This window comes from Shinella sp. (assembly GCF_049651085.1).
GTDB lineage: Bacteria > Pseudomonadota > Alphaproteobacteria > Rhizobiales > Rhizobiaceae > Shinella.
On sequence record NZ_JBASBL010000022.1, the window covers coordinates 232783 to 258025 of the forward strand.

At 64.0% G+C, this 25243-nt stretch carries 23 protein-coding genes; 9 read left to right on the forward strand and 14 right to left on the reverse strand.

Annotation, left to right across the window (positions count from 1 at the left end; translation table 11 throughout):
* Positions 1-49: 49 nt before the first annotated feature.
* From WA950_RS15570 to WA950_RS15580, 3 genes are read left to right on the forward strand one after another with little or no spacing between them, the layout of a single operon-like run.
* A complete protein-coding gene (locus WA950_RS15570; RefSeq protein WP_424552622.1) occupies positions 50-2272 on the forward strand; it encodes an ABC transporter permease in 2223 nt (740 codons plus the stop codon).
* On the forward strand, positions 2269-3330 hold the full coding sequence (locus WA950_RS15575; RefSeq protein ID WP_424552623.1) for an ABC transporter ATP-binding protein: 1062 nt from the start codon (positions 2269-2271) through the stop codon (positions 3328-3330). The genes WA950_RS15570 and WA950_RS15575 overlap by 4 nt, the downstream gene beginning before the upstream one ends.
* A gap of 18 nt (positions 3331-3348) precedes the next feature.
* The gene (locus WA950_RS15580; protein ID WP_424552624.1) at positions 3349-4149 is read left to right on the forward strand and encodes an inositol monophosphatase family protein; all 801 of its coding nucleotides are present in this window, start codon (positions 3349-3351) and stop codon (positions 4147-4149) included.
* Positions 4150-4311: 162 nt separating this feature from the next.
* Here WA950_RS15580 and WA950_RS15585 read toward each other — a convergent pair whose 3' ends face one another.
* On the reverse strand, positions 4312-4473 hold the full coding sequence (locus tag WA950_RS15585; RefSeq protein WP_424552625.1) for a hypothetical protein: 162 nt from the start codon (positions 4471-4473) through the stop codon (positions 4312-4314).
* Positions 4474-4840: 367 nt separating this feature from the next.
* Between WA950_RS15585 and WA950_RS15590 the strand changes: the two genes are divergently transcribed.
* The 4 genes from WA950_RS15590 to WA950_RS15605 all read left to right on the forward strand — a co-directional run bounded on the left by WA950_RS15590 (position 4841) and on the right by WA950_RS15605 (position 9359).
* The gene (locus tag WA950_RS15590; RefSeq protein ID WP_424552626.1) at positions 4841-6082 is read left to right on the forward strand and encodes an AGE family epimerase/isomerase; all 1242 of its coding nucleotides are present in this window, start codon (positions 4841-4843) and stop codon (positions 6080-6082) included.
* A gap of 31 nt (positions 6083-6113) precedes the next feature.
* Positions 6114-6521 (forward strand): DUF3307 domain-containing protein, encoded by a 408-nt coding sequence (locus WA950_RS15595; protein ID WP_424552627.1) that lies wholly within the window; start codon positions 6114-6116, stop codon positions 6519-6521.
* Between the two features lie 79 nt (positions 6522-6600).
* Positions 6601-7974: a transaminase gene (locus tag WA950_RS15600; protein ID WP_424552628.1), complete on the forward strand. Its 1374-nt coding sequence runs from the start codon at positions 6601-6603 to the stop codon at positions 7972-7974.
* Entirely contained in the window at positions 7971-9359 is a 1389-nt protein-coding gene (locus WA950_RS15605; RefSeq protein ID WP_424552629.1) for a glutamine synthetase family protein, read from the forward strand. Before WA950_RS15600 ends, WA950_RS15605 begins: the two co-directional genes overlap by 4 nt.
* A 27-nt stretch (positions 9360-9386) precedes the next feature.
* Here WA950_RS15605 and WA950_RS15610 read toward each other — a convergent pair whose 3' ends face one another.
* The 10 genes from WA950_RS15610 to WA950_RS15655 all read right to left on the reverse strand — a co-directional run bounded on the left by WA950_RS15610 (position 9387) and on the right by WA950_RS15655 (position 21434).
* Positions 9387-10529, reverse strand: coding sequence for an alpha-hydroxy acid oxidase (locus WA950_RS15610; protein ID WP_424552689.1), 1143 nt, complete (start codon positions 10527-10529; stop codon positions 9387-9389).
* A gap of 241 nt (positions 10530-10770) precedes the next feature.
* Complete coding sequence (fba, locus tag WA950_RS15615; protein ID WP_424552630.1) at positions 10771-11814, reverse strand: class II fructose-bisphosphate aldolase; 1044 nt, start codon at positions 11812-11814, stop codon at positions 10771-10773.
* Positions 11815-12059: 245 nt separating this feature from the next.
* Positions 12060-14753, reverse strand: coding sequence for a DNA translocase FtsK (locus WA950_RS15620; protein ID WP_424552631.1), 2694 nt, complete (start codon positions 14751-14753; stop codon positions 12060-12062).
* Between the two features lie 278 nt (positions 14754-15031).
* Positions 15032-15421: a monovalent cation/H(+) antiporter subunit G gene (gene mnhG, locus WA950_RS15625; RefSeq protein ID WP_424552690.1), complete on the reverse strand. Its 390-nt coding sequence runs from the start codon at positions 15419-15421 to the stop codon at positions 15032-15034.
* 5 nt (positions 15422-15426) lie between these two features.
* On the reverse strand, positions 15427-15708 hold the full coding sequence (locus WA950_RS15630; RefSeq protein ID WP_424552632.1) for a K+/H+ antiporter subunit F: 282 nt from the start codon (positions 15706-15708) through the stop codon (positions 15427-15429).
* Complete coding sequence (locus tag WA950_RS15635) at positions 15705-16181, reverse strand: Na+/H+ antiporter subunit E (RefSeq protein WP_424552633.1); 477 nt, start codon at positions 16179-16181, stop codon at positions 15705-15707. Before WA950_RS15635 ends, WA950_RS15630 begins: the two co-directional genes overlap by 4 nt.
* Position 16182: 1 nt before the next feature.
* The gene (locus WA950_RS15640) at positions 16183-17820 is read right to left on the reverse strand and encodes a monovalent cation/H+ antiporter subunit D (RefSeq protein ID WP_424552634.1); all 1638 of its coding nucleotides are present in this window, start codon (positions 17818-17820) and stop codon (positions 16183-16185) included.
* The gene (locus WA950_RS15645) at positions 17817-18155 is read right to left on the reverse strand and encodes a Na+/H+ antiporter subunit C (protein WP_424552635.1); all 339 of its coding nucleotides are present in this window, start codon (positions 18153-18155) and stop codon (positions 17817-17819) included. Before WA950_RS15645 ends, WA950_RS15640 begins: the two co-directional genes overlap by 4 nt.
* Positions 18155-21073: a monovalent cation/H+ antiporter subunit A gene (locus WA950_RS15650; RefSeq protein ID WP_424552636.1), complete on the reverse strand. Its 2919-nt coding sequence runs from the start codon at positions 21071-21073 to the stop codon at positions 18155-18157. The genes WA950_RS15645 and WA950_RS15650 overlap by 1 nt, the downstream gene beginning before the upstream one ends.
* A gap of 100 nt (positions 21074-21173) precedes the next feature.
* Complete coding sequence (locus WA950_RS15655; RefSeq protein ID WP_424552637.1) at positions 21174-21434, reverse strand: hypothetical protein; 261 nt, start codon at positions 21432-21434, stop codon at positions 21174-21176.
* Between the two features lie 516 nt (positions 21435-21950).
* Here WA950_RS15655 and WA950_RS15660 point away from each other — a divergent pair.
* Both WA950_RS15660 and WA950_RS15665 read left to right on the forward strand, forming a co-directional pair.
* The gene (locus WA950_RS15660; RefSeq protein ID WP_424552638.1) at positions 21951-22238 is read left to right on the forward strand and encodes a DUF2934 domain-containing protein; all 288 of its coding nucleotides are present in this window, start codon (positions 21951-21953) and stop codon (positions 22236-22238) included.
* Positions 22239-22346: 108 nt separating this feature from the next.
* Complete coding sequence (locus WA950_RS15665) at positions 22347-22718, forward strand: YbaN family protein (RefSeq protein WP_424552639.1); 372 nt, start codon at positions 22347-22349, stop codon at positions 22716-22718.
* 62 nt (positions 22719-22780) lie between these two features.
* On the opposite strand, the gene phnN is transcribed toward WA950_RS15665, so the two are convergent.
* The 3 genes from phnN to WA950_RS15680 are packed head-to-tail and all read right to left on the reverse strand — an operon-like array spanning position 22781 to position 25225.
* Positions 22781-23380: a phosphonate metabolism protein/1,5-bisphosphokinase (PRPP-forming) PhnN gene (gene phnN / locus WA950_RS15670; RefSeq protein WP_424552691.1), complete on the reverse strand. Its 600-nt coding sequence runs from the start codon at positions 23378-23380 to the stop codon at positions 22781-22783.
* Between the two features lie 2 nt (positions 23381-23382).
* Entirely contained in the window at positions 23383-24516 is a 1134-nt protein-coding gene (locus WA950_RS15675) for an alpha-D-ribose 1-methylphosphonate 5-triphosphate diphosphatase (protein WP_424552640.1), read from the reverse strand.
* 1 nt (position 24517) lies between these two features.
* Positions 24518-25225: a DUF1045 domain-containing protein gene (locus WA950_RS15680; RefSeq protein ID WP_424552641.1), complete on the reverse strand. Its 708-nt coding sequence runs from the start codon at positions 25223-25225 to the stop codon at positions 24518-24520.
* Positions 25226-25243 lie beyond the last annotated feature (18 nt).

The following is a 25243-nucleotide window of genomic DNA, read 5'->3' on the forward strand; positions in this document are numbered from 1 at the left end:
TTCGCCCGGGCGCCGCCTTCCCACAACGACAATGACAGCGAGGTCGGCCATGACGCATGGCAAACGCAGGCTGGACGCGGTCCTGATCCTGGGCGTGGTCGCTTTGACCCTGTTGCCCTGGTACCGGATCGAGGGCGGCTTCTTCGGTTTCGGTTGGCTGGCCGGTTTTCCCTCTACCGCCGAGACGGCGCCCGGGCTGGTGCAGATCGCCACGCATGGCCGAATTTGGCTTGCGGTCGTCGTGCTGCTCATGCTCGCCGCCGGCGCGGCGCGCGGCATGGTGGATCCGATGCGCCGAGGCGCGGCCATGGCATGGGTGGGCGCCATCGGCGTGCTGTTCCTGTCGCTGCAGGGCCTTGCCATCGGCTTTGGCGGCTGGACCTGGACGGTCAGTGAAACCCTGTTCGGCGCGCTGCAAACCGGCCAGCCGGCTATGGGCGCGGGCGCGGTCCTGTCGACCATTGTCTGCGTGCTGCTCTTCGCCTTCGGCCTTGCCGAGCGCGGTGTCATGAAGGGCGATGCCTTCGTCCTCGGCGCGATCTCGCTGCTTGCCTTCCTCGTCGCCGTCTTCGTCTTCTATCCGATCGGCAGCATGTTCATCGGCGCGGTGCAGGACTTCGACGGATCCTTCAATCCGGACAATTTTGTCCGGAACCTGCAGGATCCCGGCATCTGGAGCCTCGGCTGCCTTACCGGCGGGGGGCGTTGCGGCGTCGCTTGGCGCACGCTTTGGCTGGCCATCATGACCGGTCTCGGCTCGACGCTGCTCGGCCTTGCCTTCGCGCTTGTCGCCACCCGCACGCGCTTTCCCTTCAAGAAGGGCCTCCGGCTTCTCACCATCCTGCCGATCATCACGCCACCCTTTGTCATCGGCCTCGCGCTGACGCTGCTGTTCGGCCGCGCCGGCGTGGTCACGCAGGGGCTTTCGGACCTCTTCGGCATCGAGCCCGGCCGCTGGCTCTATGGCCTCACCGGCATCTGGATCGCCCAGGTCCTGTCCTTTACGCCGATCTCCTTCCTCGTATTGATCGGTGTCGTGGAGGGGGTCAGCCCGTCGATGGAGGAAGCCTCGCAGACGCTGCGCGCCGACCGCTGGCGCACTTTCTGGCGCGTCTCGCTGCCGCTGATGAAGCCGGGCCTCGCCAATGCCTTCCTCATCGGTTTCATCGAAAGCATGGCCGATTTCGGCAATCCGTTGGTGCTGGGCGGCAGCCATGGCGTGCTGTCGACGGAAATCTTCTTCGCCGTCGTCGGTTCGCAGAACGATCCGTCCCGCGCCGCGGTACTCGCGATGGTGCTGCTTACCTTCACGCTCTCGGCCTTCCTCGCCCAGCGCTTCTGGCTGTCGGGCAAGAATTTTGCGACGGTGACGGGCAAGGGCGATAGCGGGATGCATATCGCGCTGCCGCGCGGGCTGTCGATCGGCGTGCATGCCGTGGTCATCCCGTGGATGTTCTTCACCCTTGTCGTCTACGGCATGATCCTCGTCGGCGGCTTCGTGAAGACCTGGGGCCTCGACAATTCGCTGACCCTCGATCACTACGCGAAAGCCTTTTCCATCAGCCTCGACGGCGGGATCGCGTGGACCGGCGTCGCCTGGAACTCGTTCTGGACGACCATGGAGATCGCGCTGATCTCCGCTCCGCTCACCGCCATCGTCGGCCTGTTGACCGCCTATATCATCGTGCGCCAGAAATTCGCCGGCAAGAATGTCTTCGAGTTCGCGCTGCTGATGAGTTTCGCCATCCCCGGCACGGTTATCGGTGTCAGCTACATCATGGCCTTCAACCTGCCGCCGCTCGAAATGACAGGCTCCGCGCTGGTCCTCATCGCTTGCTTCGTCTTCCGCAACATGCCGGTCGGCGTGCGCGGGGGCATCGCGGCGATGAGCCAGCTCGACAAGAGCCTGGACGAGGCGTCACTGACGCTGAGGGCGAACAGCTTCCGCACGATCCGCAAGGTCATCCTGCCGTTGCTGCGCCCGGCGATCACCGCTGCGCTCGTCTATTCGTTCGTGCGGGCCATTACCTCGATCAGCGCGGTCATCTTCCTCGTCAGCGCGGAATACAACATGGCGACTTCCTACATCGTCGGCCTCGTCGAGAACGGCGAATACGGCGTGGCGATCGCCTATTCCTCCATGCTGATCGTCGTGATGATCACGGTCATCACCGGCTTCCAGCTTCTGGTGGGCGAACGCCGCTTGCGCCGCGAAAACCGTGTCGCCGGCATCACGCCCTCCGCTTCCCCTCGTCAGGAGAAAACCGCATGATCACGCAGAAAGCCGGTTCCGTCGTGTTCCAGAACGTGCGCAAGGCGTTCGGCGCCTTTACCGCGATCCAGGACCTCTCGCTCACCATCGAGCCCGGCACGCTCGCCACCCTGCTCGGCCCGTCCGGCTGCGGCAAGACGACGACGCTCAGAATGCTCGCCGGCCTCGAACATCCGACCGCGGGCAGGATCCTCATCGGCGGCAAGGACGTCACCATGCTGCCGGCCAACGAGCGCGACGTCTCGATGGTCTTCCAGTCCTACGCGCTCTTCCCGCATATGAATGCGCGCGACAACGTCGCCTATGGCCTCGAATCTTCGGGCCTCTCCCGTAAGGAGGCGCGCGAGAAGGCGGAGGAGGGGCTGGCGCTCGTCGGTCTGGCCGGCATGGGGCTGCGCCTGCCGGCAGAACTGTCGGGCGGCCAGCAGCAGCGCGTTGCCGTCGCCCGCGCGCTGGTCCTGGAGCCGCAAGTGCTGTTGCTCGACGAGCCGCTGTCCAATCTCGACGCCCGCCTGCGCCGCCGGGTGCGTACAGAAATCCGCGAGCTGCAGCAACGGCTCGGCTTCACTGCCGTCTATGTCACGCATGATCAGGACGAGGCGCTCGCCGTCTCGGATCGCATCATCGTCATGAAGGACGGCGAGATTGCCCAGTCGGGCGCCCCGCGCGATCTCTACGAATCGCCGGCCTCTTCCTTCATCGCCGATTTCATGGGCGAGGCGAATGTGATTGCCTGCGAGGTGCTCGGCATAGACGGCGGCGAGGCGCAGATCCGTATCGGCGGCGTCGAGCACCGTGTACCGGCCGGCAGCGCAAGACCGGGCGCGGCCAGCCTTGCCGTGCGCCCCGGTGCCGTGACTCTTGCCCCCGGCGGCGGCGCGGGCCTTGCCGGCCGTATCCTGCACTCGGCCTATCTCGGCGACCATGTCGAATACGAGGTCGAAACCGACGTCGGCACTTTCTTCATCGTCGATCACGCCGTCGATCGCATCCTGCCGGCCGCGTCCGACGCGACGATCGGGTTCAAGAGCCGCGGCATCGCCATCATCGATACCTGAAATCACAAGGAAGACGGAATGACATCGCAAGAGACCGAACTGGACAGACGATTCGTCCTCGCCAAGGCCATCGCGCAGGAGGCGGGCGCGATGGCGCTCGACTATTTCAACCGGCGCGAAAGCCTCGTGATCGAGACCAAGCGGGATATCCAGGACGTCGTGTCGGTTGCCGACCGGAACGTGGAAAAGCTGATCCGCCAGCGGGTCGAGGCGGCATTTTCCGATGACGGTTTTCTCGGCGAGGAATTCGGTCTCACCGCCGGCAGTTCCGGTTATACCTGGGTCGTCGATCCGATCGACGGGACTGCGCCCTTCGTCAGCGGCATGCCGAACTGGTGCGTCTCGATCGCGATCCTGCATCACAACGTACCGGTCGTCGGTGTGATCGACGCACCCTGCCACAACGAGCTTTATGCGGCGGCAGTCGGCAAGGGCGCCACCCTCAACGGCAAGGCGCTGACGCTCGATCCGTCGCGCACCGTGCAGAATGCCATGACCGGGATCGGCGCCAACAGCTATGTGACGCCGGAATTCGTGGCGGATGTGGTGAACCGGCTGCTGAACGCCGGCGGCAACTTCATCCGCAACGGTTCGGGCGCGCTCATGCTCGCCTATGTCGCCGCCGGCCGGTTGGTCGGATACTACGAGCCCTATATGCATGCCTGGGATTGCCTTGCGGGGTATTGCCTCGTGAAGGAGGCCGGAGGCTGGTATCATCCCTTCCCGACGGAGGGCGAGCTGCTGATCAAGGGCGCACCGGTCGTCGCGGCCGCGCCGGGCGCGCGCGCCGATCTTGCAAAACTTTCTGGGGTTGTGTGACGATCAATCGTAGGTTCGTGGAATCTACTCCACACGCATCATCGCCGTCTTGAAGGGAAGGGGACATCGCCCGTCCTGGAAAGGGCGGCGAATACCTCGGTGGGTGTATTGTACCCCAATGCGATCACGCATCGCATAAGCAGAATTATGGAACTTATTGTCTTAGCCGACGAGGCCGAAGACGACGGCGCTGACGAACAGGAAGGCGCCGGCGACGACGATGTTGTTGAGGACCACCTGCCGTTCTGCACGGCGTGCCCGGCGGCCGTTGACGGAAACGAAAGCCCCATAGGTGGTGCGGCTGTCGAGTTTCGCATTGCTCATGCGCCATCATCCCTTGCTTGAGAGGCCGGTAGTTCCCAGCCTTCTCCCGGGTGAATGGTCATCTCCACCCGTCTCTTCATCGATTTATAGACTATCCCTATAAGATTGGTAGGGTATTTTTTCTTATTTTCGCCGCAATTGTAAACGGGCGTTTCAAGCAGCCGCACCACATCCCCTGACGGGTCCTTCGCGGGTTGCGGCGCATGCCTTTCTGGGCCATAAATCCCTCCCCACCAGTCGAGGCCAGCCGTCAAAAAGAGCGTTGCGGGCCGTGCGTGATCCTCACGCCACGGTAACTTTCCCCGCGCTCCGGCCAGCCCCGGCACCGGACACGACAATGCGGACCGATCAAAAAGGAGAACGCATCATGGGTGCAACGGGACCTCTCGGTACGGCCTGGCGCAAGCGCGACTACCACCGTCAATGGCTCTGGCGGGAAGCAAACCGCCTGTTCGATTTCTTCCAGAACCGCGCCTTCAACCCGCTCGGCGGCTTCCATGAACTCGATGCCGAAGGTCGACCGCTCAATCCCGGCAATCCCGTGCGCGGCATCCATTCCACCGCACGTATGGTCCATTGCTTTGCCATCGGCAGCCTGCTCGGCCGTCCCGGTTCCGACGACATCGTCGACCACGGCATGACCTATCTGTGGGAAAGGCATCGCGACCACGAGCGTGGTGGCTACCATTGGTCGCTCGACAATTCCGGCCTGCTCGATGCCAGCAAGCAGGGCTACGGCCATGCCTTCGTGCTGCTTGCCGCCTCGAGCGCCAAGGTAGCCGGCCATCCCGACGCCGACCGGATGATCGCGGATGTCAGCGACGTTCTGGAAAAGCGCTTCTGGGAGGACAGGCACGGGGCGATCACGGAGGAATTCGAGGCGGACTGGACGCCGATCCCCGGCTATCGCGGCCAGAATTCCAACATGCACCTGACGGAAGCCCTGATGGCCGCCTTCGAGGCGACGGGCGACAATACCTATCTCGCCAAGGCGGAGAGCATTGCGGACCTCGTCATCCGCCGACGCGCCGGCGAGAACGGGTTCCGCGTGCCTGAGCATTTCGACGAGAACTGGGTGCTGGACAAAGATTATCGGGGTAACGAGATGTTCCGCCCGTCCGGCACCACGCCCGGCCACTGGCTGGAATGGGCGCGCCTCATCCTCCAGCTCCATGCGCTCGGCGGGAGGAAGCATGCCTGGATGCCGGAGGCCGCAAAGGCCCTCTTCGCGCAGTCGATCGCACTTGGCTGGGACCAGGAAAAGGGCGGCTTCTTCTATACGCTCGACTGGAACGACGAGCCCGCCAAGCGCAACAAGCTCTGGTGGCCGATGGCCGAGGGTGTAGGCGCGGCCGCCTTCCTCTGCGAGCACCTGCCCGGCGAATTCCATGAGATCTGGTATCGCAAGATCTGGGATGCGATCGCCCGGCATTTCCTCGATCAGGACCGCGGCGGCTGGCATGAAGAACTGACGGAAGACCTCGTGCCGAGCTACACTCTGTTCGCCGGCAAGGGTGACATCTATCATGCGCTTCAGGCCTGCCTGATCCCGCTCTATCCGGCGACGGGCAGTCTGACGAAAGGCATCATCGAGGCAGGCGGCCGCTAGCTCCGTCCGCCGCAGGGCAGACGGGAGCGGAATGTTCGACATACCGGACCAGATCTCGACCGCATGGATCGCCGCCGCCTCGGCGGCGTTCCTCGCAAAGCACTTCCTTGCGGATTTTCTGCTCCAGACGGACTGGATGGCGGCGGGCAAGGAGCGGCCGAAAGGCTGGTTTCTCCCGCTTGCGGCCCATGTCTGCGTGCACGGCGCGATGACCGCTGCCCTCTTCCTTGTCGTGTCGCCGCCCCTGGCCTGGCTCGGATTTGCCGATGCCCTCGTGCATGGTGTCATCGACCGGCAGAAGAGCCTTGTGGCGCACCGCGCGCAGGTCACGCCCGGTCAGGCGGGTTTTTGGTGGCTTTTCGGCGCGGACCAGACCTTGCATCACCTGACCCATCTCGGTCTGGCGATCCTGCTCGCAGCTGCCGGCTCGGCGGGCTAGGTCGTCGCCCTCTTGCTGTTTGACACTTTAAATCACATCCGCCAGTATGTGATCACATTTTGGGTGGTTGGAGAACGGGATGGAGAGGGCGAACCTGGAGGCGCGCGCTTGCGCGCTTATCGAGGCGGAATCGGCGGTCTTTCGTACAAGGCGACCGCGCTCGGCGGCCGCGCATGACGAAGCGGCATCGGGTTTCTTTGACGGCGTGCCGCAGCACTGGATGCTCGACTGGCCGACGCCCTTCCCCCTCGTCGTGGATCAGGCCAGCGGCGCCGAACTCGTCGATATAGACGGTAACCGCATCGTCGATGTCTGCCTCGGCGATACCGGCGCGATGTTCGGCCACGGACCCGCCCCGGTCCTGGAGGCCCTGAAGAATGCCGGCACGCGCGGGCTCACCACCATGCTGCCCTCCTCGGATGCCCAGATCGTCGGCCGCCTGCTGGTTGAGCGCTTCGGCCTGCCGCGCTGGCAGCTCGGCGCGACGGCGAGCGATGCCAACCGCTTCGCCATCCGCATTGCCCGCGCCGTCACGGGCCGCGCAAGGCTTCTTGTCTTCGACGGCTGTTACCATGGCGCGGTGGACGACACGCTGGTCGATCTCGTCGATGGCAAGACCGTTTCGCGCCGCAACCTGCTCGGCCAGGTCCGTAATCTCGGCGACCTGACCGTTTCCATTCCCTTCAACGACGAGGCGGCGCTGGAGAAGGCGCTTGCAGCCCATGACATCGCCTGCGTGCTCGCCGAGCCTGTGATGACCAATTGCGGCATGATCCCGCCAGCGCCGGGCTTCCATGCGGCGCTGCGCCGGCTGACGCGCGAAGCGGGCACGCTTCTCCTCATCGACGAGACGCATACCATCTCGACGGGGCTTGGCGGCTACACGAAGGTGCACGGCCTCGAACCCGACCTCATGGTCATGGGCAAACCCATCGGCGGCGGCGTTCCGGTCAGCGTTTGGGGCATGACGCAGGCAATTTCCGACAGGCTGCACGTCATTCGCCGCGAGCAGAGCGGCCACGGACATTCCGGCATCGGCACGACGCTCTCGGGCAGCGCGCTGCAGCTCGCCTGCCTGCGGGCGTGCCTCGAGCAGGTGATGACCGAGGACGCCTATCGTATCATGCAGGCGCGGGCCGACCGCATCGAAGCGGGCTTCAACAGCGCGATTTCGGCGGCCGGGCTCGACTGGACCGTTTCGCGCGTCGGGGCCCGGCTGGAGGTCGTCTTCTCGCCGGCGCCGGTGAAAAACGCCGCGGAAGCGCGCGCTGCGGCCTCCGATACGATCGAGGCCGCGCTGCATCTGTCTATGCTCAATCTCGGCTATCTGCTGACGCCGTTCCACAATATGGTGCTGGTCAGTCCTGCCCTTTCCGAGAGCCAGGCCGACGGCCTCGTGGAAGCGTTCGCGGCCGTCACGGGTCGCCTTGTCGACCGGAGGGCCGCTTCGTGAGCCGTGATCTTGCCCATCGTCCGCCGCAGGCTGCGGATATTGCCGAGGCGGAAGCCTTCCTTGCCGCCCATCCGGAAATCACCGCCTTCGATCTCGTCCTGATCGACCTCAACGGCATAGCACGTGGAAAGATCATCCGTCGGCACGAACTGCTGCCGATCTTCCGTGCCGGCCGGCACCTGCCCGGCTCCATCCTTGGCCTTGATGTCACTGGCGAGGATGTCGAGGAAACCGGCCTCGTCTGGTCGGACGGCGACGCCGACCGGCGCGCCTGGCCGGTTGCCGGTTCTCTGGTCCCCCTGCCCTGGACCTCTCCGCCACGCGGCGAGTTGCGCCTTTCCCTGTTCGAGCTGGACGGCACGCCGATGGCGGCCGATCCGCGCCATGCCCTCGCCCGGCAGGTCGGGCTGCTGGAAGCCGACGGTTTTCATCCCGTGCTGGCCTATGAGCTGGAATTCTACCTGCTCGACCGCGAGCGCAACGCGGACGGCGATTTCCAGCCGCTGCGCCTGCCGCTTTCCGGCGAGCGTCCGGATGGCATCCAGGTCTACGGCGTCACCGAACTCGACCGGCTGGAACCGTTCATCGATGCGGTCTATCGCGGCGCGGAGGCGCAGGGCCTGCCTGTCGAAACCATGATATCGGAATATGCGCAGGGCCAGTTCGAGCTGACGCTGCGCCATGGCAGCGCGCTGCGGGCCGCCGACGATCTTGCCATGCTGAAGCGCCTTATCCGCAGCCTCGCCGTGCGTCACGGCATGATGGCCTGCTTCATGGCAAAGCCCTTTGCGGGGCGCGCCGGTTCAGGCATGCATGTTCACGCGAGCCTTGCCGATGCGCAGGGCCGCAACCTGTTTGCCGACCGGGATGAGTCCTTGTCACCGCTCCTGAAACAGGCCGTCGCCGGGCTGCTGGAGACGATGCACGAATCCATGCTCGTCTTTGCGCCGCACTTCAATTCCTGGCGGCGCTTCTCGGCACAGAGTTATGCACCGACCACGCCGACCTGGGGCACCAACAACCGCAGTGTCGCCGTGCGTATTCCCGCCGGCGCGCCGGCCGGCCGGCATCTCGAACAGCGTGCCGCCGGGATCGATTCCAATCCCTATCTCGTCGGTGCGACGGTGCTTGCCGGCATGCGCAAGGGCATTCTGGAAAAGGCCGATCCCGGCCCGCAAACCACGACTTATGCCGAGGCGGCAGGCGACGATCTGCCGCCGGACTGGCGTAGCGCCATCGAGACGGCGTCCGGTTCGCCATTCCTGAAGGATGCGCTCGGCGAGCGCCTGCACCATGTCTTCCTCGCGCTCAAGCGAGCCGAATACCGCCGTTTCGCGGCGGAAGTGACGGGGCTGGAACGCTCGATCTATGGCGAAGTCGTCTGACCGGGAGGCGAGCCTCCCGCTAGCGCTTCAGATGTCCTTGTGGAGGTTGGCGCGCGACAGGTTCTTCACGTCGCGTTCGCCGCAGAGCGCCATCGTGATGTCGAGTTCCTTGCGGATGATCTCCAGCGCGCGGCGCACGCCCGCCTTGCCGCCGGCACCGAGACCGTAGAGGAACGGGCGGCCGATATAGGTGCCCTTCGCGCCATAGCAGAGCGCCTTCAATACGTCCTGGCCGGAGCGGATGCCGCCGTCGAGATGCACTTCCATCTTGTCGCCGACGGCATCGACGATACGCGGCAGCATGCTGATGGAGGATGCAGCGCCATCGAGCTGGCGGCCGCCGTGATTGGAGACGATGATTGCATCCGCGCCGCTATCGAGCGACATGCGCGCGTCTTCCTCGTCGAGAATGCCCTTGAGGATCAGCTTGCCGCCCCAGCGCTCGCGGATCCACTCGATGTCTTTCCAGGAAAGCTGCGGGTCGAATTGTTCATTCGTCCAGGAAGAGAGCGAGGAGAGGTCTGTCACGCCCTTGGCGTGGCCGACGATGTTGCCGAAGGTGTGGCGCTTGGTGCCGAGCATGTTGAGGCACCAGAAGGGCCTCGTGGCCATCTGCCAGAGATGCTTCGGCGTGAAGCGCGGCGGCGCGGAAAGGCCGTTGCGCAGGTCCTTGTGGCGCTGGCCGAGGATTTGCAGGTCCAGCGTCAGCACGAGCGCCGAGCAGTTGGCCGCCTTGGCGCGATCGATGAGGTTGTGGACGTACTCCTTGTCCTGCATCACATAGAGCTGGAACCAGAAAGGCTTCGTGGTGACGGAGCGAACATCCTCGATCGAGCAGATGCTCATGGTGGAAAGCGTGAAGGGCACGCCCGCCTCTTCCGCCGCCTGCGCGGCCAGCATTTCGCCGTCCGCATGCTGCATGCCGGTAAAGCCGGTCGGCGCCAGGGCGACGGGCATGGATACCTTTTCGCCGATCATCTCGCTTTGAAGCGAGCGATTGTGCATGTCGACAAGCACGCGCTGGCGCAGCTTGATATTGTGGAAATCGGCCTCGTTCGCCCTGTAGGTTCCCTCGGTCCAGGCACCGGAATCGGCATATTCAAAGAACATCTTCGGCACGCGCCGGCGCGCCTGTTCCTTGAGTTCAGCGATTGTCAGGGCCTGGTTCACACTCATCATGTCCTCGCACCGGTCGGGCCGCAGCCACGACGTTCCGCTCCATTCGGGATGCGCAATCTTTAAGAGGAGGATGGGTGGTGGGCAAGAGTTCGCTCTGAACAATCGATATGAATGACCTATTTATTGATAAAATATTTGGGCCCTCCCCTTTGCGCGAGCCGTGACGAAGCAGCGCAAAAGAAAACGCCCTCCCGATCAACTCGGAAGGGCGTCAGGCAATGCAGGAAGAGCCTTACTTCGTGGCGTAGAATTTCGCCATGTCGGGCAGGCGCTTGATGCGGATGCTGGAGGCCTTGCCGGCCGTGCGGAAGGCTTCGAAGCGTTCCGTGCAGACTTCCACCATGCGGGCGGTCGCCGGCTTCAGGTAGGTGCGCGGATCGAAATTGTCCGGCTTCTCCTTGAAGTTCTTGCGGATCGTGCCGGTCATGGCGAGACGCAGGTCCGTGTCGATGTTGACCTTGCGCACGCCGAGCGGGATCGCCTTCTGGATTTCGGCGACCGGAACGCCCCAGGTCTGCTTCATCTCGCCGCCATAGGCGGTAAAGAGATCCTGCAGATCCTGCGGAACCGACGAGGAACCGTGCATGACGAGGTGCGTGTTCGGCAGCTTCTTGTTGATCTTGGCGATCGTCTCGATCGACAGGATGTCGCCATCCGGCGCGCGGGTGAACTTGTAGGCACCGTGGCTGGTGCCGATGGCGACGGCAAGCGCGTCGACGCCGGTCCTGGAAACGAAGTCGAGCGCCTGGTCCGGATCGGTCAGCAGCTCTTCGCGCGTAAGCTTGCCCTCGAATCCGTGGCCGTCTTCCTTGTCGCCGGCACCCGTTTCGAGGTTGCCGAGACATCCAAGCTCGCCTTCGACCGAGACACCGGCCGCATGGGCGATCTTCACGACTTCCGCCGTCACGTCGACATTGTAGTCGTAGCTGGCAACGGTCTTGCCATCGGCGAGCAGCGAACCGTCCATCATGACGGAGGTGAAGCCGTTGGTGATGGCCGAGATGCAGGTGGACGGCTGGTCGCCATGGTCGAGATGAAGGCAGATCGGGATATGCGGATATTCTTCAGCGGCGCCGAGGATGAGATGACGCAGGAACGCATCGCCCGCATAGGAGCGCGCACCACGGCTCGCCTGCAGGATCACCGGAGAGTCCGTCGCATCCGCCGCGCGCATGACCGCCTGGATGTACTCCAGGTTGTTCACATTGAATGCCGGCAGTGCGTAGTCGTTCTCCGCTGCGTGATCGAGCAATTGCCGCATGGTGATCAATGCCATTCCTGTCCTCCTTTAGAGCAGACTATTACGGGGTTGGCGGCACTATTCACGCATCGTCCGCCATATGCAACAGGCCTGAAAGACCCGGCCGGGAGGCAAATCGATTAAATGGAGTGGTGGAGGTCAATTTCCCGTGGACAGGGTAAAAATCCGGCCCGCGGGTGCGGGCCGGATCCAGAAAATTATTGCAATTCAAATAAGTAGGACAAATGCCCGGAGGATGGGCAATCGTCGCCGACGTGGCTTCAGTCCTCGTCGGCCGCTTCCGGCGCTGCGAAACTGTTGCGTTCGCCGGAGATGATCTCGCGCTTGCCGACGTGGTTGGCCGGACCGACGAGCCCTTCCTTCTCCATGCGTTCGACGAGGGACGCGGCACGGTTGTAGCCGACGGCCAGGCGACGCTGGATATAGGAGGTTGAGCACTTGCGGTCGCGCAGGACGACCTTGACGGCCTTGTCGTAGAGATCGTCGCCGTCCTCCGACGCAATGTCGCCCTTGTCGAACACCGCGCCGCCCGCAGGCTTGTCGTCCTCTTCCTCTTCCTCGCCGGCAGTAACCGTCTCCAGATATTCCGGACGGCCCTGGGCCTTCAGATGCAGCACGACCTTTTCGACTTCCTCGTCGGACACGAAGGGGCCGTGCACGCGGGAAATGCGGCCGCCACCAGCCATGTGCAGCATGTCGCCCTGGCCGAGTAGCTGTTCGGCGCCCTGCTCGCCGAGAATCGTGCGGCTGTCGATCTTCGACGTCACCTGGAAGGAGATGCGCGTCGGGAAGTTTGCCTTGATCGTGCCGGTGATGACGTCCACCGACGGGCGCTGGGTCGCCATGATCAGGTGAATGCCGGCGGCGCGGGCCATCTGGGCCAGCCGCTGGATCGCACCTTCGATCTCCTTGCCGGCGACCATCATCAGGTCGGCCATCTCGTCGACGATGACGACGATATAGGGCATTGGCTCGAGCGAGAGTTCCTGCTCCTCGTTGATCGCCTCGCCGGTTCCCTTGTCAAAGCCGGTCTGCACGCTGATCGAGATCGTTTCGCCCTTGTCGCGCGCGACAGCCACCCGGTTGTTGTAGCCGTCGATGTTGCGCACGCCGAGGCGGGACATCTTCCTGTAGCGGTCCTCCATCTCGCGCACGGCCCATTTCAGCGCCATGACGGCCTTCTTTGGATCGGTGACGACGGGGGTCAGCAGGTGCGGGATGCCGTCATAGATCGATAGTTCCAGCATCTTGGGGTCCACCATGATCAGGCGGCACTCTTCCGGACGGAACCGGTAGAGCAGCGATAGGATCATCGTGTTGATGGCGACGGACTTGCCCGAGCCGGTGGTGCCGGCGACCAGCAGGTGCGGCATCTTCGCAAGTTCCGCAATCACCGGCTCGCCGCCGATGGTCTTGCCAAGGCAGATCGGCAGCTTGAAGCCGGTCTTGGCGAAGTCCGGAGAATCGATCATCTCGCGGAAGTAGACCGTCTCGCGGGTGGCGTTCGGCAGTTCGATGCCGATGACGTTGCGACCGGGCACGACCGCGACGCGGGCCGACAGCGCCGACATGGAGCGGGCGATATCGTCGGCAAGGCCGATGACGCGCGAGGATTTTACGCCGGGCGCCGGCTCGAATTCATAGAGTGTGACGACGGGACCGGGACGGACGTGAATGATCTCGCCGCGCACGCCGAAATCTTCCAGCACGCTTTCGAGGAGGCCGGCATTCTGTTCCAGCTGTTCCTGCGTCAGCACGAAGCCGACGGTGCGCGGCGGCTCCTGCAGCAATTCGCGCGGCGGGTATTCGTAGGTGTCGCCGGCCGGTGTCGCCATGGTGACCTGGAAAGGCCGGGCGCGGGAAAGCACCGACGACGGGGTTTCGCGGATGGGTTCCACGATCGCGACGGGCGCGACGGCTACCGGCGCAGGCTTGAACTCGATGACCGCCGGAATGGCTTCGGCGACCGGCGTTGCGACGGCTGCAACCGGCTCCACCTTCATTTCGGGAACGGCGGTGACGGTCTCGATAATGGTCTGGCGGGCAACCGGCGGGCTGCATTCGACGACGCGGTAGAGCGAGGCGATGGACGACGGTCCCTGTCGCTTGTCTTCCAGCGGTGCGGCCGCAACGACGGCAACAGGTGCCGGGGCGGGCGTCGGAAGCGGCATGCGTACGACGGTCACGACCGGCCTTGCCGGTACGGGCGCAACGTCCTCTTCCGGTGCCAGCGTTTCGAAAAACGCATGGTCTGAAAGGTGGGCGAAGCGGCTGATCGCCTCCTGGATATCGGCCTTTACGGGCTTCGGCACGACCGAGGCAATCTGCGCGAGCGGTGCAAGCCTCGGCGCCGGGGCGGGCATGTGCATCGACACGGCCGGCTTGAACACGACGGCGGCGTCGGCCGGGATCGTGTTCGTCGCGGTGGCGACGACGGCCTCGACAAAGCGCGGGGTCTGCTCCACCGGCGCGGTTACGGCCGGTGTCTGCGGCTCGAGGCGCTGGCGCCGATCCTCAAGGGCATCGCGCAGGCGCTGCAGCAGCTCGATCTGGGTGAGTTGAGCCGGTTGCGCCTCCGTCTGGAGCAGCGGCGCCTGAACGGCCTGCTCGACGACCGGCGCTTCGTGGCGAACAATCTCCTCGGCAGCCTCTTCGAGCTTGGCGGCGACCTTGTCCGGCGTGCGCGTGAAGCGGACATTGGGCGCCATGTAGAAATGGCTCTCCCAGCTGCCATCGGTATATTGGCCGGGGTCGTAGCTTCTCAGCGCCGGGGAGCGGAACCGCGGGCGATGGTCTTCATCGTTCGCCACGGGCTCATGGGCGGCATGCCAATCGTCAACCTCCGGAACGACGTCCGGCAGGATATTGTTTTCATGAGAGTAATGCGACGATTGCTCGTCGTTCTCCCTTTCGGTTTCGAGGATGGGATAGAAGTTTGTTCTGGAAATACGCATGAACTGAAAACTCGACGATCATTGCCGACAGGGATGCGTAGATGGTTAGGAAATGAAGGTTAACAATGTCTTTGGAACGGGGGAAATTCCTCTTCACGATCCCGTTTCAGACCAGTCGATTTCCTCTGCTGAACGTGCGGCAACCGGCCTGCGGCAGGCCCCCGCGGGGGTATTTGGCCGAGATATGAAACGAGATAAAATTCTTTGGGAAATTTGCCGCCTGCCCCGGACAGGCTCGAACGGTCCTCGCGAAGACGCGCCGGCCGGATGCGGGGGAATCATTCCCCCGCGGCGGGCTGACCATCGGCCGGCTCCGGCTCTACCGGCACCCCGGCCGGAACATCCGGATTGCCCTCCGAGCGGTCCCGGTGCAGGGCAGCGCGGGCAAGAAGCATCAGCGTGACCGGCGTGGTGACGGTGACGAAGATGCCGATGAGCATTTCATGCACGACGGGTCGCGTGGCGAGCACCGTGAAGAAGATCATCGATGCCATGACGATACCGCCGGTCCCCCAGCTCGTTCCGAGCGTCGGTGCGTGGATGCGCTCGTAGAAGGTCGGCAGGCGCAAGAAGCCGATCGTACCGATGAGCGTGAGCCCCGAGCCGACGACGAGAAAGAAGGCGACGAGAAGCGCGGCCCAGGCCGGAAGGTCGCCTGCGTGTTCGATGCTGTTCATTCGATCACCTCCCCGCGCATCAGGAATTTGGCGAGCGCAACCGTCGCGACGAAGCCGAGCATGCCGATGACCAGCGAAGCCTCGAAATAGATGTCCTTGCCGGTCCGGATGCCGAACACCAGCAAAAGCAGCATGGAGTTCGCATAAAGCGTGTCGAGCGCCAGAACGCGGTCTTGCGCGCGGGGACCGCGGGACATGCGCAGTGCCGCGAGCGCCATGGCGGTAGCAAGGCAGACCTGTGCGAAGGTGATGGACCATAGGAGAATCGTTTGGGTCATCCGAAGATCTCCATCAATAGCGCCTCGTATCGGGTCTTGATCAGCACCTGCCATGCTGCCTCGTCAACGAGGTCGAGCACGTGGATAAGCACGGTTCTGTTCAACGAGTTGTATTCGAGCCACGCGGTGCCCGGCGTGCTTGTCACGATGACTGCGAGCACGGCGAGCGCCGTCGGGTTTTCGAGGTCGAGCGGCACGGTGATGAAGCCCGACTTGTGCTTGCGCTTGCCGCCGGTGATCAGGATCGAGGCGACGGCAATGTTCGAACGCACGATATCGTAGAGCACGATGCCGACAAGCTTGGGCAGCAGATACCATTTCGGCAGGCGCGGCTTGACGGGCCTGAGCGCGGCCATGCCCCAGGACGCGAAGACCGAAACGATGCAGCCGAGAATGAAGTGGCCGGGCGTAAAGCCGTTCAGGGCCATCCACATGAGGAGGAGCGAGGCGCTGAGAAGCGGATAGGGCAACATGTCAGATCCCTCCCCCGCCGTCGGGTCCGCCCGCTTTTTCGACGCCGGCGCGGCGCGCATTGATCACCGCGTCGATATAGGACGACGGCTGCTGCAGGGTGCGGACGGTTTCCTCCATGTAGCTCATGGCCGGCCCGGCCTTGATGGTGAGCGTCAGCGTCAGGGCGATGAGCAGCATGACCGGCGCCATTTCGACAACGAGGACGCGCGGAACGGTGCCTTCCATCGATGCCCAGAAGGTGCGGATCCCGGCGCGTGTCATGGAGATGAGTGCTGCAAGCCCCGACAGGATGAGCAGGCCGACGATCCACCAGGTCGAGGCGGGTATCGGCCCCTCCCACTGGGCATTCATGCCGATCATACCGGAGAGCATGGCGAATTTCGCGACGAAGCCGGAAAGCGGCGGCAGGCCCGAGAGCAGGATGCCGCAGGCGGCAAAGCAGATGCCGAGCACTGCGATCGTTCCCGGCATGGTGACGCCGATCTCCACTTCTTCCTCTTCCTCGTCCGCATCGCCATAGGCTTCCATGGTGACGGCAAGAACCAGCGCGCCGGCGTCCTGTCCGCGCTCGACGAGTTCGATGAGTAGGAAGAAGGCGGCGATCGTCAACGTGGAACTGACCATGTAGAAGAGCGCGCCCGCCGTGACCTGCCCGTTGCTCAGGCCGAGAACGGCAAGCAGCGTTCCGGAGGAGACAAGCACCGAGTAGCTGGCAAGGCGTCCGAGCGCCTGGGAGGCCAGCACGCCGATCGTGCCGAAGGCAATGGTCGCCATGCCGCCGTAGAGCAGAACGTTGAGCCCGAGGCCGGCGGATTCACCCTGCCCGAAGACGAGCAGCGAGAGGCGCAGGATGACGTAGATGCCGACCTTGCTCATGATCGCAAAAATGCCGGCGACCGGTGCGGTCGCGGCGCTGTAGGCGCCCGGCAGCCAGAAATTCAGCGGCCACATGCCGGCCTTGATGAGGAAGACGACGCCGAGAATGCCAGCGCCTGCCTCCAGCAGCATGCGTCGCTCACCTTCGATTTCGCCGATGCGAACCGCCAGATCCGCCATGTTGAGCGTTCCTGCCGAACCATAGATCGCGCTGACGCCGATGAGGAAGCAGAGCGCGGCGGCGAGGTTGACGGCGATGTAGTGCATGCCGGCCTTGACGCGCATGGAGCCGGAGCCGTGCATCAGGAGGCCGTAGGACGCGGCCAGCATCACCTCGAAGAAGACGAAGAGGTTGAAGAGGTCGCCCGTCAGGAAAGCGCCGTTGAGGCCCATCAGCAGGAACTGGAACAGCGAGTGGAAATGCGCGCCCGCGGTGTGCCAGCGGGCAAGAGCGAAGACGAGCGTCGGTATGGCGAGGATAGACGCAAGGACGAGCATCAGCGCCGAAAGGCGATCGACCACCAGCACGATGCCGAAGGGCGCCGGCCAGTTGCCCAGCAGATAGACGCCCTCGAAGCTGTCATGTCCGTTGCTCGCCAGCCGGAACAGGCTGATGGCGATGGCGACAAGCGCCAGGCTGGAGACAACGCTGATCATTGCCTTCACGACGCGCTGGCGCTCGTCGAAGAACAGCAGCAATGCGCCCGCGACAAGCGGGATGATGATCGGCGCGATGATGAGATGTTGCTGCCAGCCGCTCATTTCGACTGCTCCCGGCCGTCGACATGGTCCGTACCGGTCAGGCCGCGCGCGGCGAGCAGCACCACGAGAAAGAGCGCGGTCGTGGCGAAGCCGATGACGATGGCGGTCAGCACCAGCGCATGCGGTACCGGGTCCGTCATCGTCGAGATATCCACGCCCTCCTCAAGCAGCGGTGCGGCATTGGATTTCACGCCGCCGACGCCGAAGATGAAGAGGTTGACCGCGTAGGACAAAAGCGAAAGCCCGATGATGACCTGATAGGTGCGCGGACGCAGGATGAGCCAGACGCCCGATCCCGTCATGATGCCGATACCGATAGAAAGAACGAGTTCCATCAGGCTTCCTCCGCCTTGGTGGCTTCGAGATTGCGGACCCGATGCATGCGTACGGACTGGTGGGCGAGCGCGATGAGGATCAGCACGGTCGCGCCGACAACGAGCGAAAACACGCCGAGATCGAACAGGAGGGCCGTTGCCGCCGGCACCTTGCCGATGAACGGCACATCTATGTATTGCGAATGGGTCGTCAGGAACGGATAGCCGAACAGCCAGGCCCCGACGCCCGTCGCCACGACCATCAGCAGGCCGAAACCCATCCAGCGCAGCGGCAGGATACGGATACGGTCCTCGGCCCAGCGCACGCCGCCCGCCAGATATTGCAGCAGGAAGGCGATCGCCATGGTGATGCCGCCGGCAAAGCCGCCGCCCGGCAGGTCATGCCCGCGCAGGAGCAGATAGATCGAAAAGGTGACGATGACCGGGAACATCCACTGCATGATGACCGAGGGCACCAGCAGGTAGTCGCGCACCGTATCGCCGGCCGAGCGCTCGGGACGTTCGGCGTCGTAGGCATTCTGGATGCGCTGCTGCTCCGGCTTCTCGATGCTGTCAGGCGCGGGGCGGAAACGGCGGAGCAGCGCGAAGACCGTCAGCGCCACGATGGCCAGCACCGCGATCTCGCCCATCGTGTCGAAGCCGCGGAAATCGACGAGGATGACGTTGACGACATTGCGCCCGCCGCCCTCGGTATAGGCCTTTTCGAGGAAGTAGCTGGCGATGGCATCGGGCACCGGCTGTTTCATGATCGCGTAGGAAAAGACGAACATGCCGAGGCCGCAGGCGACTGCCAGCAGGAAATCGCGGAAACGGCGGCTACGTGCGGCAAGCGACACCGAATTGTCGACCTTCTCCGAACGTTTCGGCAGCCAGCGCAGGCCGAGCAGCAGAAGGACGGTCGTGACGACTTCCACGACCAGCTGCGTGATGGCAAGGTCCGGCGCCGAAAGCCAGACGAAGGTGATGCAGGTGGTGATGCCCGCGCCGCCGAGCAGGACGAGCGCGGCAAGGCGGTGATACTTCGCCTGGTAGGCTGCGCCGAGCGCGCAGAACGCGCCAACTATCCAAACGACCGCGAAGATCGGGTCGATATCCGTGAAGACAGGCGGCGTCGGCGCGAAGCCCGCCATGTAGAGCGGCACGACGCCGGCAAGAAGTCCCGCGGCCGCGACGAGACGCAACTGCGGCTGGAGATTGCGGGTGCCGAGGCGGCTTTCCAGCCAACGCGCCCATTTCCAGGAAACCGTGACCAGTACGCGCTCGAAGATGCGCTGGCCGGCAAGATGCCGGAAGATCGGCGGGCCGTCATCGCACTTGGCGAGGTAGTCCTTCAGGAGCGCGTAGAGCACGGCCCCGCCGATCAGGGCGATCATGCTCATGATGAGCGGCGTGTTGATGCCGTGCCAGACGGCAAGGCTGTATTCCGGCGTACGCTCGCCGAGCACCGAAACGACCGCCGAGTGCAGGAACGGACCGATGGAAAGGCTCGGTATGATGCCGACGACGAGGCAGGCAAGCACAAGGAACTCGATCGGGAAGCGCATCCAGTGCGGCGGCTCATGCGGCTTTGGCTTCGGCAGGTCGGTCGGCTCGGGGCCGAAGAACACCATGTGGATGAAACGGATCGAATAGGCGACCGAGAAAGCGCCGGCCAGTGTCGCGATATAGGGAAGCGCGCGGTCGAGTACGGAATCGGCATGCGTCTCTACCGCTTCCGCGAAAAACATTTCCTTGGAAATGAAGCCGTTGAGCAGTGGCACGCCGGCCATGGCCGCGCTCGCCACCATGGCGAGCGTTCCGGTAATCGGCAGATATTTCAGGAGCCCGCTTAATCGTCGCATGTCCCGCGTGCCGGTTTCATGGTCGATGATGCCGGCAGCCATGAAGAGCGAGGCCTTGAAGGTGGCGTGGTTCATCATGTGGAAGATCGCCGCGACGGCCGCGACGGGGCTGCCGAGACTGAGCAGCGTGGTGATAAGGCCGAGATGGCTGATGGTCGAATAGGCGAGCAGGCCCTTCAGGTCCTGCTGGAACATGGCGAAATAGGCGCCGAGGAGCAGCGTGCTGATGCCCGCAATGCCGAGCAGCATGAACCATTCATAGGTGCCGGAAAGAGCGGGCCAGAAGCGCACGAGCAGGAAGACGCCCGCCTTCACCATGGTTGCCGAATGCAGGTACGCCGAGACCGGCGTCGGCGCGGCCATCGCGTTGGGCAGCCAGAAATGGAACGGCACCTGCGCGCTCTTCGTCAGTGCGCCGATGAGGATCAGCACCAGCGCTGTCAGGTAGAGCGGATGCGCCTTGATCTTGGCGCCGGATGCCAGCACGACGTCGAGATCGTAGCTGCCGACGATATGGCCGAGCACGATAAGCCCGGCGAGCAGGCAGAAACCGCCGATGCCGGTGACGGTCAGCGCCATGCGCGCGCCGTCACGCGCGGCGGCATTGTTGTGCCAGTAGCTGATCAACAGGAAGGAGAAGATGCTGGTCAGCTCCCAGAATACCGAGAGCAGGATGATGTTGCCCGACAGCACGATGCCGAGCATCGAGCCCATGAAGGCGAGCAGGAACGAGAAGAAGCGCGGAACCGGATCCTCTTCCGACATGTAGTAGCGTGCATAGAGCACGACGAGGCAGCCGATGCCGGTGATCAGCATGGTGAACAGCCAGGCGAAGCCGTCCATGCGCAGGGTGAAATTCAAGCCGAGCTGGGGCAGCCATTCTATGTCCAGCCGAACCTTGCCGCCGGAACGCACCGCGGGATAGAGCATCGCCGTCAGCACGAGGCTGGCAAAGGCTATACCGCCGGACATGCGCGCGGCCAGCACGCGGGAGTCCGTCCGCAGCAGAATGATCGCGGCAAGGCTTCCCGCGAAGGGAAGGCAAACCAGCAGGACCAGAATCATTTCACCTGTCATCGTTTTGATCGATCGCTTTCGAACGCATGATCTTCTCTATGCCGGCAAGCCGACAACATCGGGAAGCCGCTCGCGATCGACGGGGCGATCGGGACGGCCGTCAGGCGAAACGCAGTGGAGGCGCGCGCGCCCTGCGGGATTCAATACGGCTACTGCCGGAAAGGCAGGACGGAAACGCCGCTGCGGCAATACCAGCCTCGCCGATTGGAAGGATATCTTCCGCCGCAAGGCAGGCAAGATCGCTGCACGCGCCGTCGAGCGGGGCCACCTCGCCGGTGACGGAGCGCTTGCGGCCGTCGATGTCGGCAAAAGCCGAGGAGTATCCGGCAGCCTTCTGCGAACCGCACCGCAGCACTTTCACGCTGGCTCCCGCAGAAGACGGCGTGGAAGACGTGGATATCAACAGCAAAAGACAGGTCAGCGAAGCGCAAAGAAGACGGAAAGCCCGATGAACCGGTCGATCCTGTTTCCTCGATGCTATCAATCGCCCTTCCTCGCTATCCCGTCGTCAGTCCTGGAGATTCTTTCATCGGGACAATACGTTGGCCCGATCGAGACTGTCCACCCGCGTGCATGAAACTTTTCCAAAATTACGCCGATTAGCCGCTTAGAATGGATGAATTTTCTCAATCCCGGCCGAAACGGCCAGCCAGACGCATTTTGCTCGGCTTGAAGCCCTGTTCCTTTGGGCGCATTCTAAAGGTGCGAATCGCATGAAGCAGACCTGCGCCGAGATGGGCCGCGCCCGCAGCGCAAGGCATGCCAGAATACCTGGGCGCGCCTGTCGATTGTCCCGGCAGTCCAGGGCATTCCGTGTCCCGATTCCTGTTTGCGGCAATCGGCACGGCATCAGTTCATTCTTCAACGGAGATCGATGATGACGGATGCGCGACGGGAATGGATCAGCAAACGAGCCTATTCGATATGGGAAGAGGTCGGCCGGCCACATGGCCATGACGCCGAGCACTGGCAGCAGGCCACGGACGAACGAGACGAATTCGAGCGGGTGGCGCTTGCGCCGGAGGGAAAGCCAGCCGCAGCGCGCAAGCCGCTGATTGAAATCTCCAGGAAGGTGCAGGCGAAGAAGGCCGACGCGGCAAAGCCGAAGAAGACGCTCGCGAAGGCTAAGTCGACCAAGGCGGATGCAGGCAGCAAGCCGATCTGACGGGCGGACGGCCAGGGCTCCATGGTGACATGCGGCACCTTGGGCTCTTGGAGGCGGGAGCAAAGCACTTTATCAGGACAGTCGACGCGTTTTTCGACGAGGGTTCCCGTGCGATCGATCTATATGGTGGCTGGCCTGCTGATGACGGCGCTTGGCATCGTCGGCGCTTTCCTGCCGCTGTTGCCGACGACGCCATTCCTGCTCGTTGCTGTCTGGTGCTTTTCGCGCTCCTCTCCGCGCCTCGAACAATGGCTCCTCAACCACCGCACGCTCGGCCCGCCGCTGAGCAACTGGCGGCGGGAAGGTGCGATTTCCGCGCGCACGAAGGTCGTCGCCATCTGTCTGATCGTCGCGAGCTACGGCTTCTTCCTGTATCGCACGCAGCCCTCCGCACTCCTCGCCGTCGGCGTCGGGCTCGTATTGTCGGCAAGCGCGCTTTTCATCCTGACCCGGCCGCTGCCGAGAGGGGTTTCCTCATGACGGCGAAGGGCGATGCCTTCGTCACCGTCAAGGGTCGGCATACCGTCTGACGAGCGGTTTGCTCAATCGCCCGGCGCAGGCGCCGAGGCTAGCAGGGCGATAAAGGCTTTCCCAGCCTCCTCGAGTGTCCCGCTGTTGTCGATGACGACGGTATCGGCCCCGATCGTGATTTCCGGCGCGGCACGCTCGAGCCTTCCGGCGATCGCCTCGGCGCTTTCCCGGCCGCGGGCGGCAAGGCGCGCGGCAAGAATGTCGGGCCGGGCTGTGATCAGCACCACCTTCAGGCGCGTATAAGCCTTCGCGAAGGCAGGCAGGGCGGATCGGCTTCCGTTGGCGACGAGCGTGATGCCATTTTCCAGCTGGTCCAGCGTCTCGCCCGGAATGCCGTAGCACAGGCCATGCGCCTCCCAGGAAACGGCAAAGCCGCCGGCCGCCTCGCGCTTGCGAAAGCCGTCCAAGTCGATCGCTTCATGCGCCTCACCGCCGGCGTTCGCCGGGCGGGTGATGACGCGGCGCACGAAGCGCATGCGGGCCTCGTCGGAGAAATGCCGCGCGGCATAGGCCATGACGCTGTCCTTGCCCGCACCGCTCGGCCCGACCACGACGATCATGGTGCCCGCCGCAGACTTTGCCGATGGTCGAGGCGCGATGTGCGTTTCCATGCTCAAGCGACCCGCCTGCCCTCGCGCCAGACCGAGCGCACGACAGGGACACCGGATGGGCGGCGAACGCGCACGATATCGGCCCGCAAACCCTTGGCGATGGTGCCGCGATCATGAAGCCCGACCGTGCGGGCCGGGGTGGCCGAAACCATGGCGATCGCCTTGGGCAGGCTCATGCCTTCGTCGGCGAGAATGAATGGCGCATGCATCAGGCTGAACGGCACATAGTCTGACGAGAGCACGTCGAGAACACCCATTTCAGCAAGATCGCGGGCGGCGATGTTGCCGGAATGCGACTTGCCGCGCACGATGTTCGGTGCGCCCATCAAGACGCTCATGCCCGCGCCGTGCGAGGCTTTCGCGGCCTCGAAGCTTGTCGGGAATTCGGCAAGGCGGATGCCGTAGCCGATCGCCTCCTCGACATGTTCCAGCGTCGCATCGTCGTGGCTTGCCACCGAGATATTGCGCGCGGCGCAGGAAGCGGCGAGCGCATCGCGGTGCGGCTTGGCAAAGCGGGCCGAGAGCTCCTGCTGGCGCTTGCAGAAGATGTCGAACTCGTCGTCGGTGAGGCCGCGCTTCTTCTTGTAGTAGAGGATGTACTGATCCAACGTCTGGAACTGCCGCTGGCCGGGCGCGTGGTCCATCAGCGAGACGAGGCGGACGAGCGGATCGTCCTCGAATTCCTCATAGTGGTCGAGCACGTTGTCGGTCGAGACTTCGCAGCGCAGGTGGATGAGATGCTGGGCGCGCAGGCGATCCTCGCTCTGCGCTTCGGCAATCGCATCGGCCATGGCGCGCATCTCGCCCTTCTCGAAGCCGCCGTCCTCGTCCGAGCCCAGGCGCAGGCAGTCGAAGACGGTGGTGATGCCGGAGGTGACGACCTGGGCGTCGTGCGCCTGGATCGACGCCGTCTTGCCCCAGCGCACGCCGGGTCGCGGCGAGTAATGGGCTTCGAGATGGTCCGTGTGCAGTTCGACAAGGCCGGGAATGAGGAAGTCGCCTTCGACATCTTCGCCGGCAGCGGAGGGCCCCTCGGAAATGTCGGCGATGAGGCCATCGCGCAGCACCAGCGTGCCGTCGAGGATGCGGTCATCGAGTACGATGCGGGCGTTGGAAAGAACGGTTTCGCGGGTCATGTCATGCGGTCTTTCTGTTGGCGGCTCCCCCTAGCGGGAAGAGCGAATGGACGGTGAAATCGGCGCCGCGCGAGGGTTCCCGGAAAAGGGCAAGTCCGGTGACGGGTAGCGGGCGGCCGTGGAAGTCGGAAAACTGATCAAGGAGCACGCGTTCAACGGCATCGTGCCGTTCAGCCTGAACGCGCCCCGTAAGCGTCATGTGGAAGCGGAATTCATCGAAGACATAGGGATAGCCCCATTGCACAAGGTTCTGGCGCTCGGCCGCATTCAGGGCGTCCGGCTTGCGGCGGGCGATGTCGGCGGAACTGAGCGGTGCGCGGAAACGCTCGAAGCGGCGGACCACTTCTGCCGAGAAAGCTTGCAGCGCATCGCAGTGATCGCCCGGCACCAGCGCGAAGAAGGAATCGAGGCGGCCGACGATCAGTTCCGGGATATCGAACGGGTCGGCCTCGGCGACGAAACGGCCGATCTCGGCGACCAGCTCGGCTTCATTGCGGCCTTCCGCCAGGGCGAAGGGTGCCTTGAGCGTTGCGTGGAACCCGTAGCGGCGCGGGTCTGCCGTCAGGCCCGCCAGCGCGGTGGCATCGAAGCCACCCACGCCGGGCTGCTCCAGCGCTGCGCCCGTGAATGCGCTGCGTCCCAGCCAGCGCTGGGCGGCAAGGGTGAGCGGGTCGCTTGCGGGCGGGGTGAAATAGAGGGCGTAACGCAAGGGCTCATTCCTGTAAAA

What these genes read in the sequence shown, in the direction of transcription:
- WA950_RS15635 (WP_424552633.1), bottom strand. Translation starts at nt 16,181, where the DNA reads ATGTTGCCCTATCCGCTTCTCAGCGCCTCGCTCCTCCTCATGTGGATG.
- WA950_RS15580 (WP_424552624.1), top strand. Translation starts at nt 3,349, where the DNA reads ATGACATCGCAAGAGACCGAACTGGACAGACGATTCGTCCTCGCCAAG.
- WA950_RS15600 (WP_424552628.1), top strand. Translation starts at nt 6,601, where the DNA reads ATGGAGAGGGCGAACCTGGAGGCGCGCGCTTGCGCGCTTATCGAGGCG.
- WA950_RS15645 (WP_424552635.1), bottom strand. Translation starts at nt 18,155, where the DNA reads ATGGAACTCGTTCTTTCTATCGGTATCGGCATCATGACGGGATCGGGC.
- WA950_RS15595 (WP_424552627.1), top strand. Translation starts at nt 6,114, where the DNA reads ATGTTCGACATACCGGACCAGATCTCGACCGCATGGATCGCCGCCGCC.
- phnN (WP_424552691.1), bottom strand. Translation starts at nt 23,380, where the DNA reads ATGGAAACGCACATCGCGCCTCGACCATCGGCAAAGTCTGCGGCGGGC.
- WA950_RS15585 (WP_424552625.1), bottom strand. Translation starts at nt 4,473, where the DNA reads ATGAGCAATGCGAAACTCGACAGCCGCACCACCTATGGGGCTTTCGTT.
- WA950_RS15575 (WP_424552623.1), top strand. Translation starts at nt 2,269, where the DNA reads ATGATCACGCAGAAAGCCGGTTCCGTCGTGTTCCAGAACGTGCGCAAG.
- WA950_RS15570 (WP_424552622.1), top strand. Translation starts at nt 50, where the DNA reads ATGACGCATGGCAAACGCAGGCTGGACGCGGTCCTGATCCTGGGCGTG.
- WA950_RS15650 (WP_424552636.1), bottom strand. Translation starts at nt 21,073, where the DNA reads ATGACAGGTGAAATGATTCTGGTCCTGCTGGTTTGCCTTCCCTTCGCG.
- WA950_RS15620 (WP_424552631.1), bottom strand. Translation starts at nt 14,753, where the DNA reads ATGCGTATTTCCAGAACAAACTTCTATCCCATCCTCGAAACCGAAAGG.
- WA950_RS15660 (WP_424552638.1), top strand. Translation starts at nt 21,951, where the DNA reads ATGACGGATGCGCGACGGGAATGGATCAGCAAACGAGCCTATTCGATA.
- WA950_RS15590 (WP_424552626.1), top strand. Translation starts at nt 4,841, where the DNA reads ATGGGTGCAACGGGACCTCTCGGTACGGCCTGGCGCAAGCGCGACTAC.
- WA950_RS15675 (WP_424552640.1), bottom strand. Translation starts at nt 24,516, where the DNA reads ATGACCCGCGAAACCGTTCTTTCCAACGCCCGCATCGTACTCGATGAC.
- fba (WP_424552630.1), bottom strand. Translation starts at nt 11,814, where the DNA reads ATGGCATTGATCACCATGCGGCAATTGCTCGATCACGCAGCGGAGAAC.
- WA950_RS15640 (WP_424552634.1), bottom strand. Translation starts at nt 17,820, where the DNA reads ATGAGCGGCTGGCAGCAACATCTCATCATCGCGCCGATCATCATCCCG.
- WA950_RS15630 (WP_424552632.1), bottom strand. Translation starts at nt 15,708, where the DNA reads ATGACCCAAACGATTCTCCTATGGTCCATCACCTTCGCACAGGTCTGC.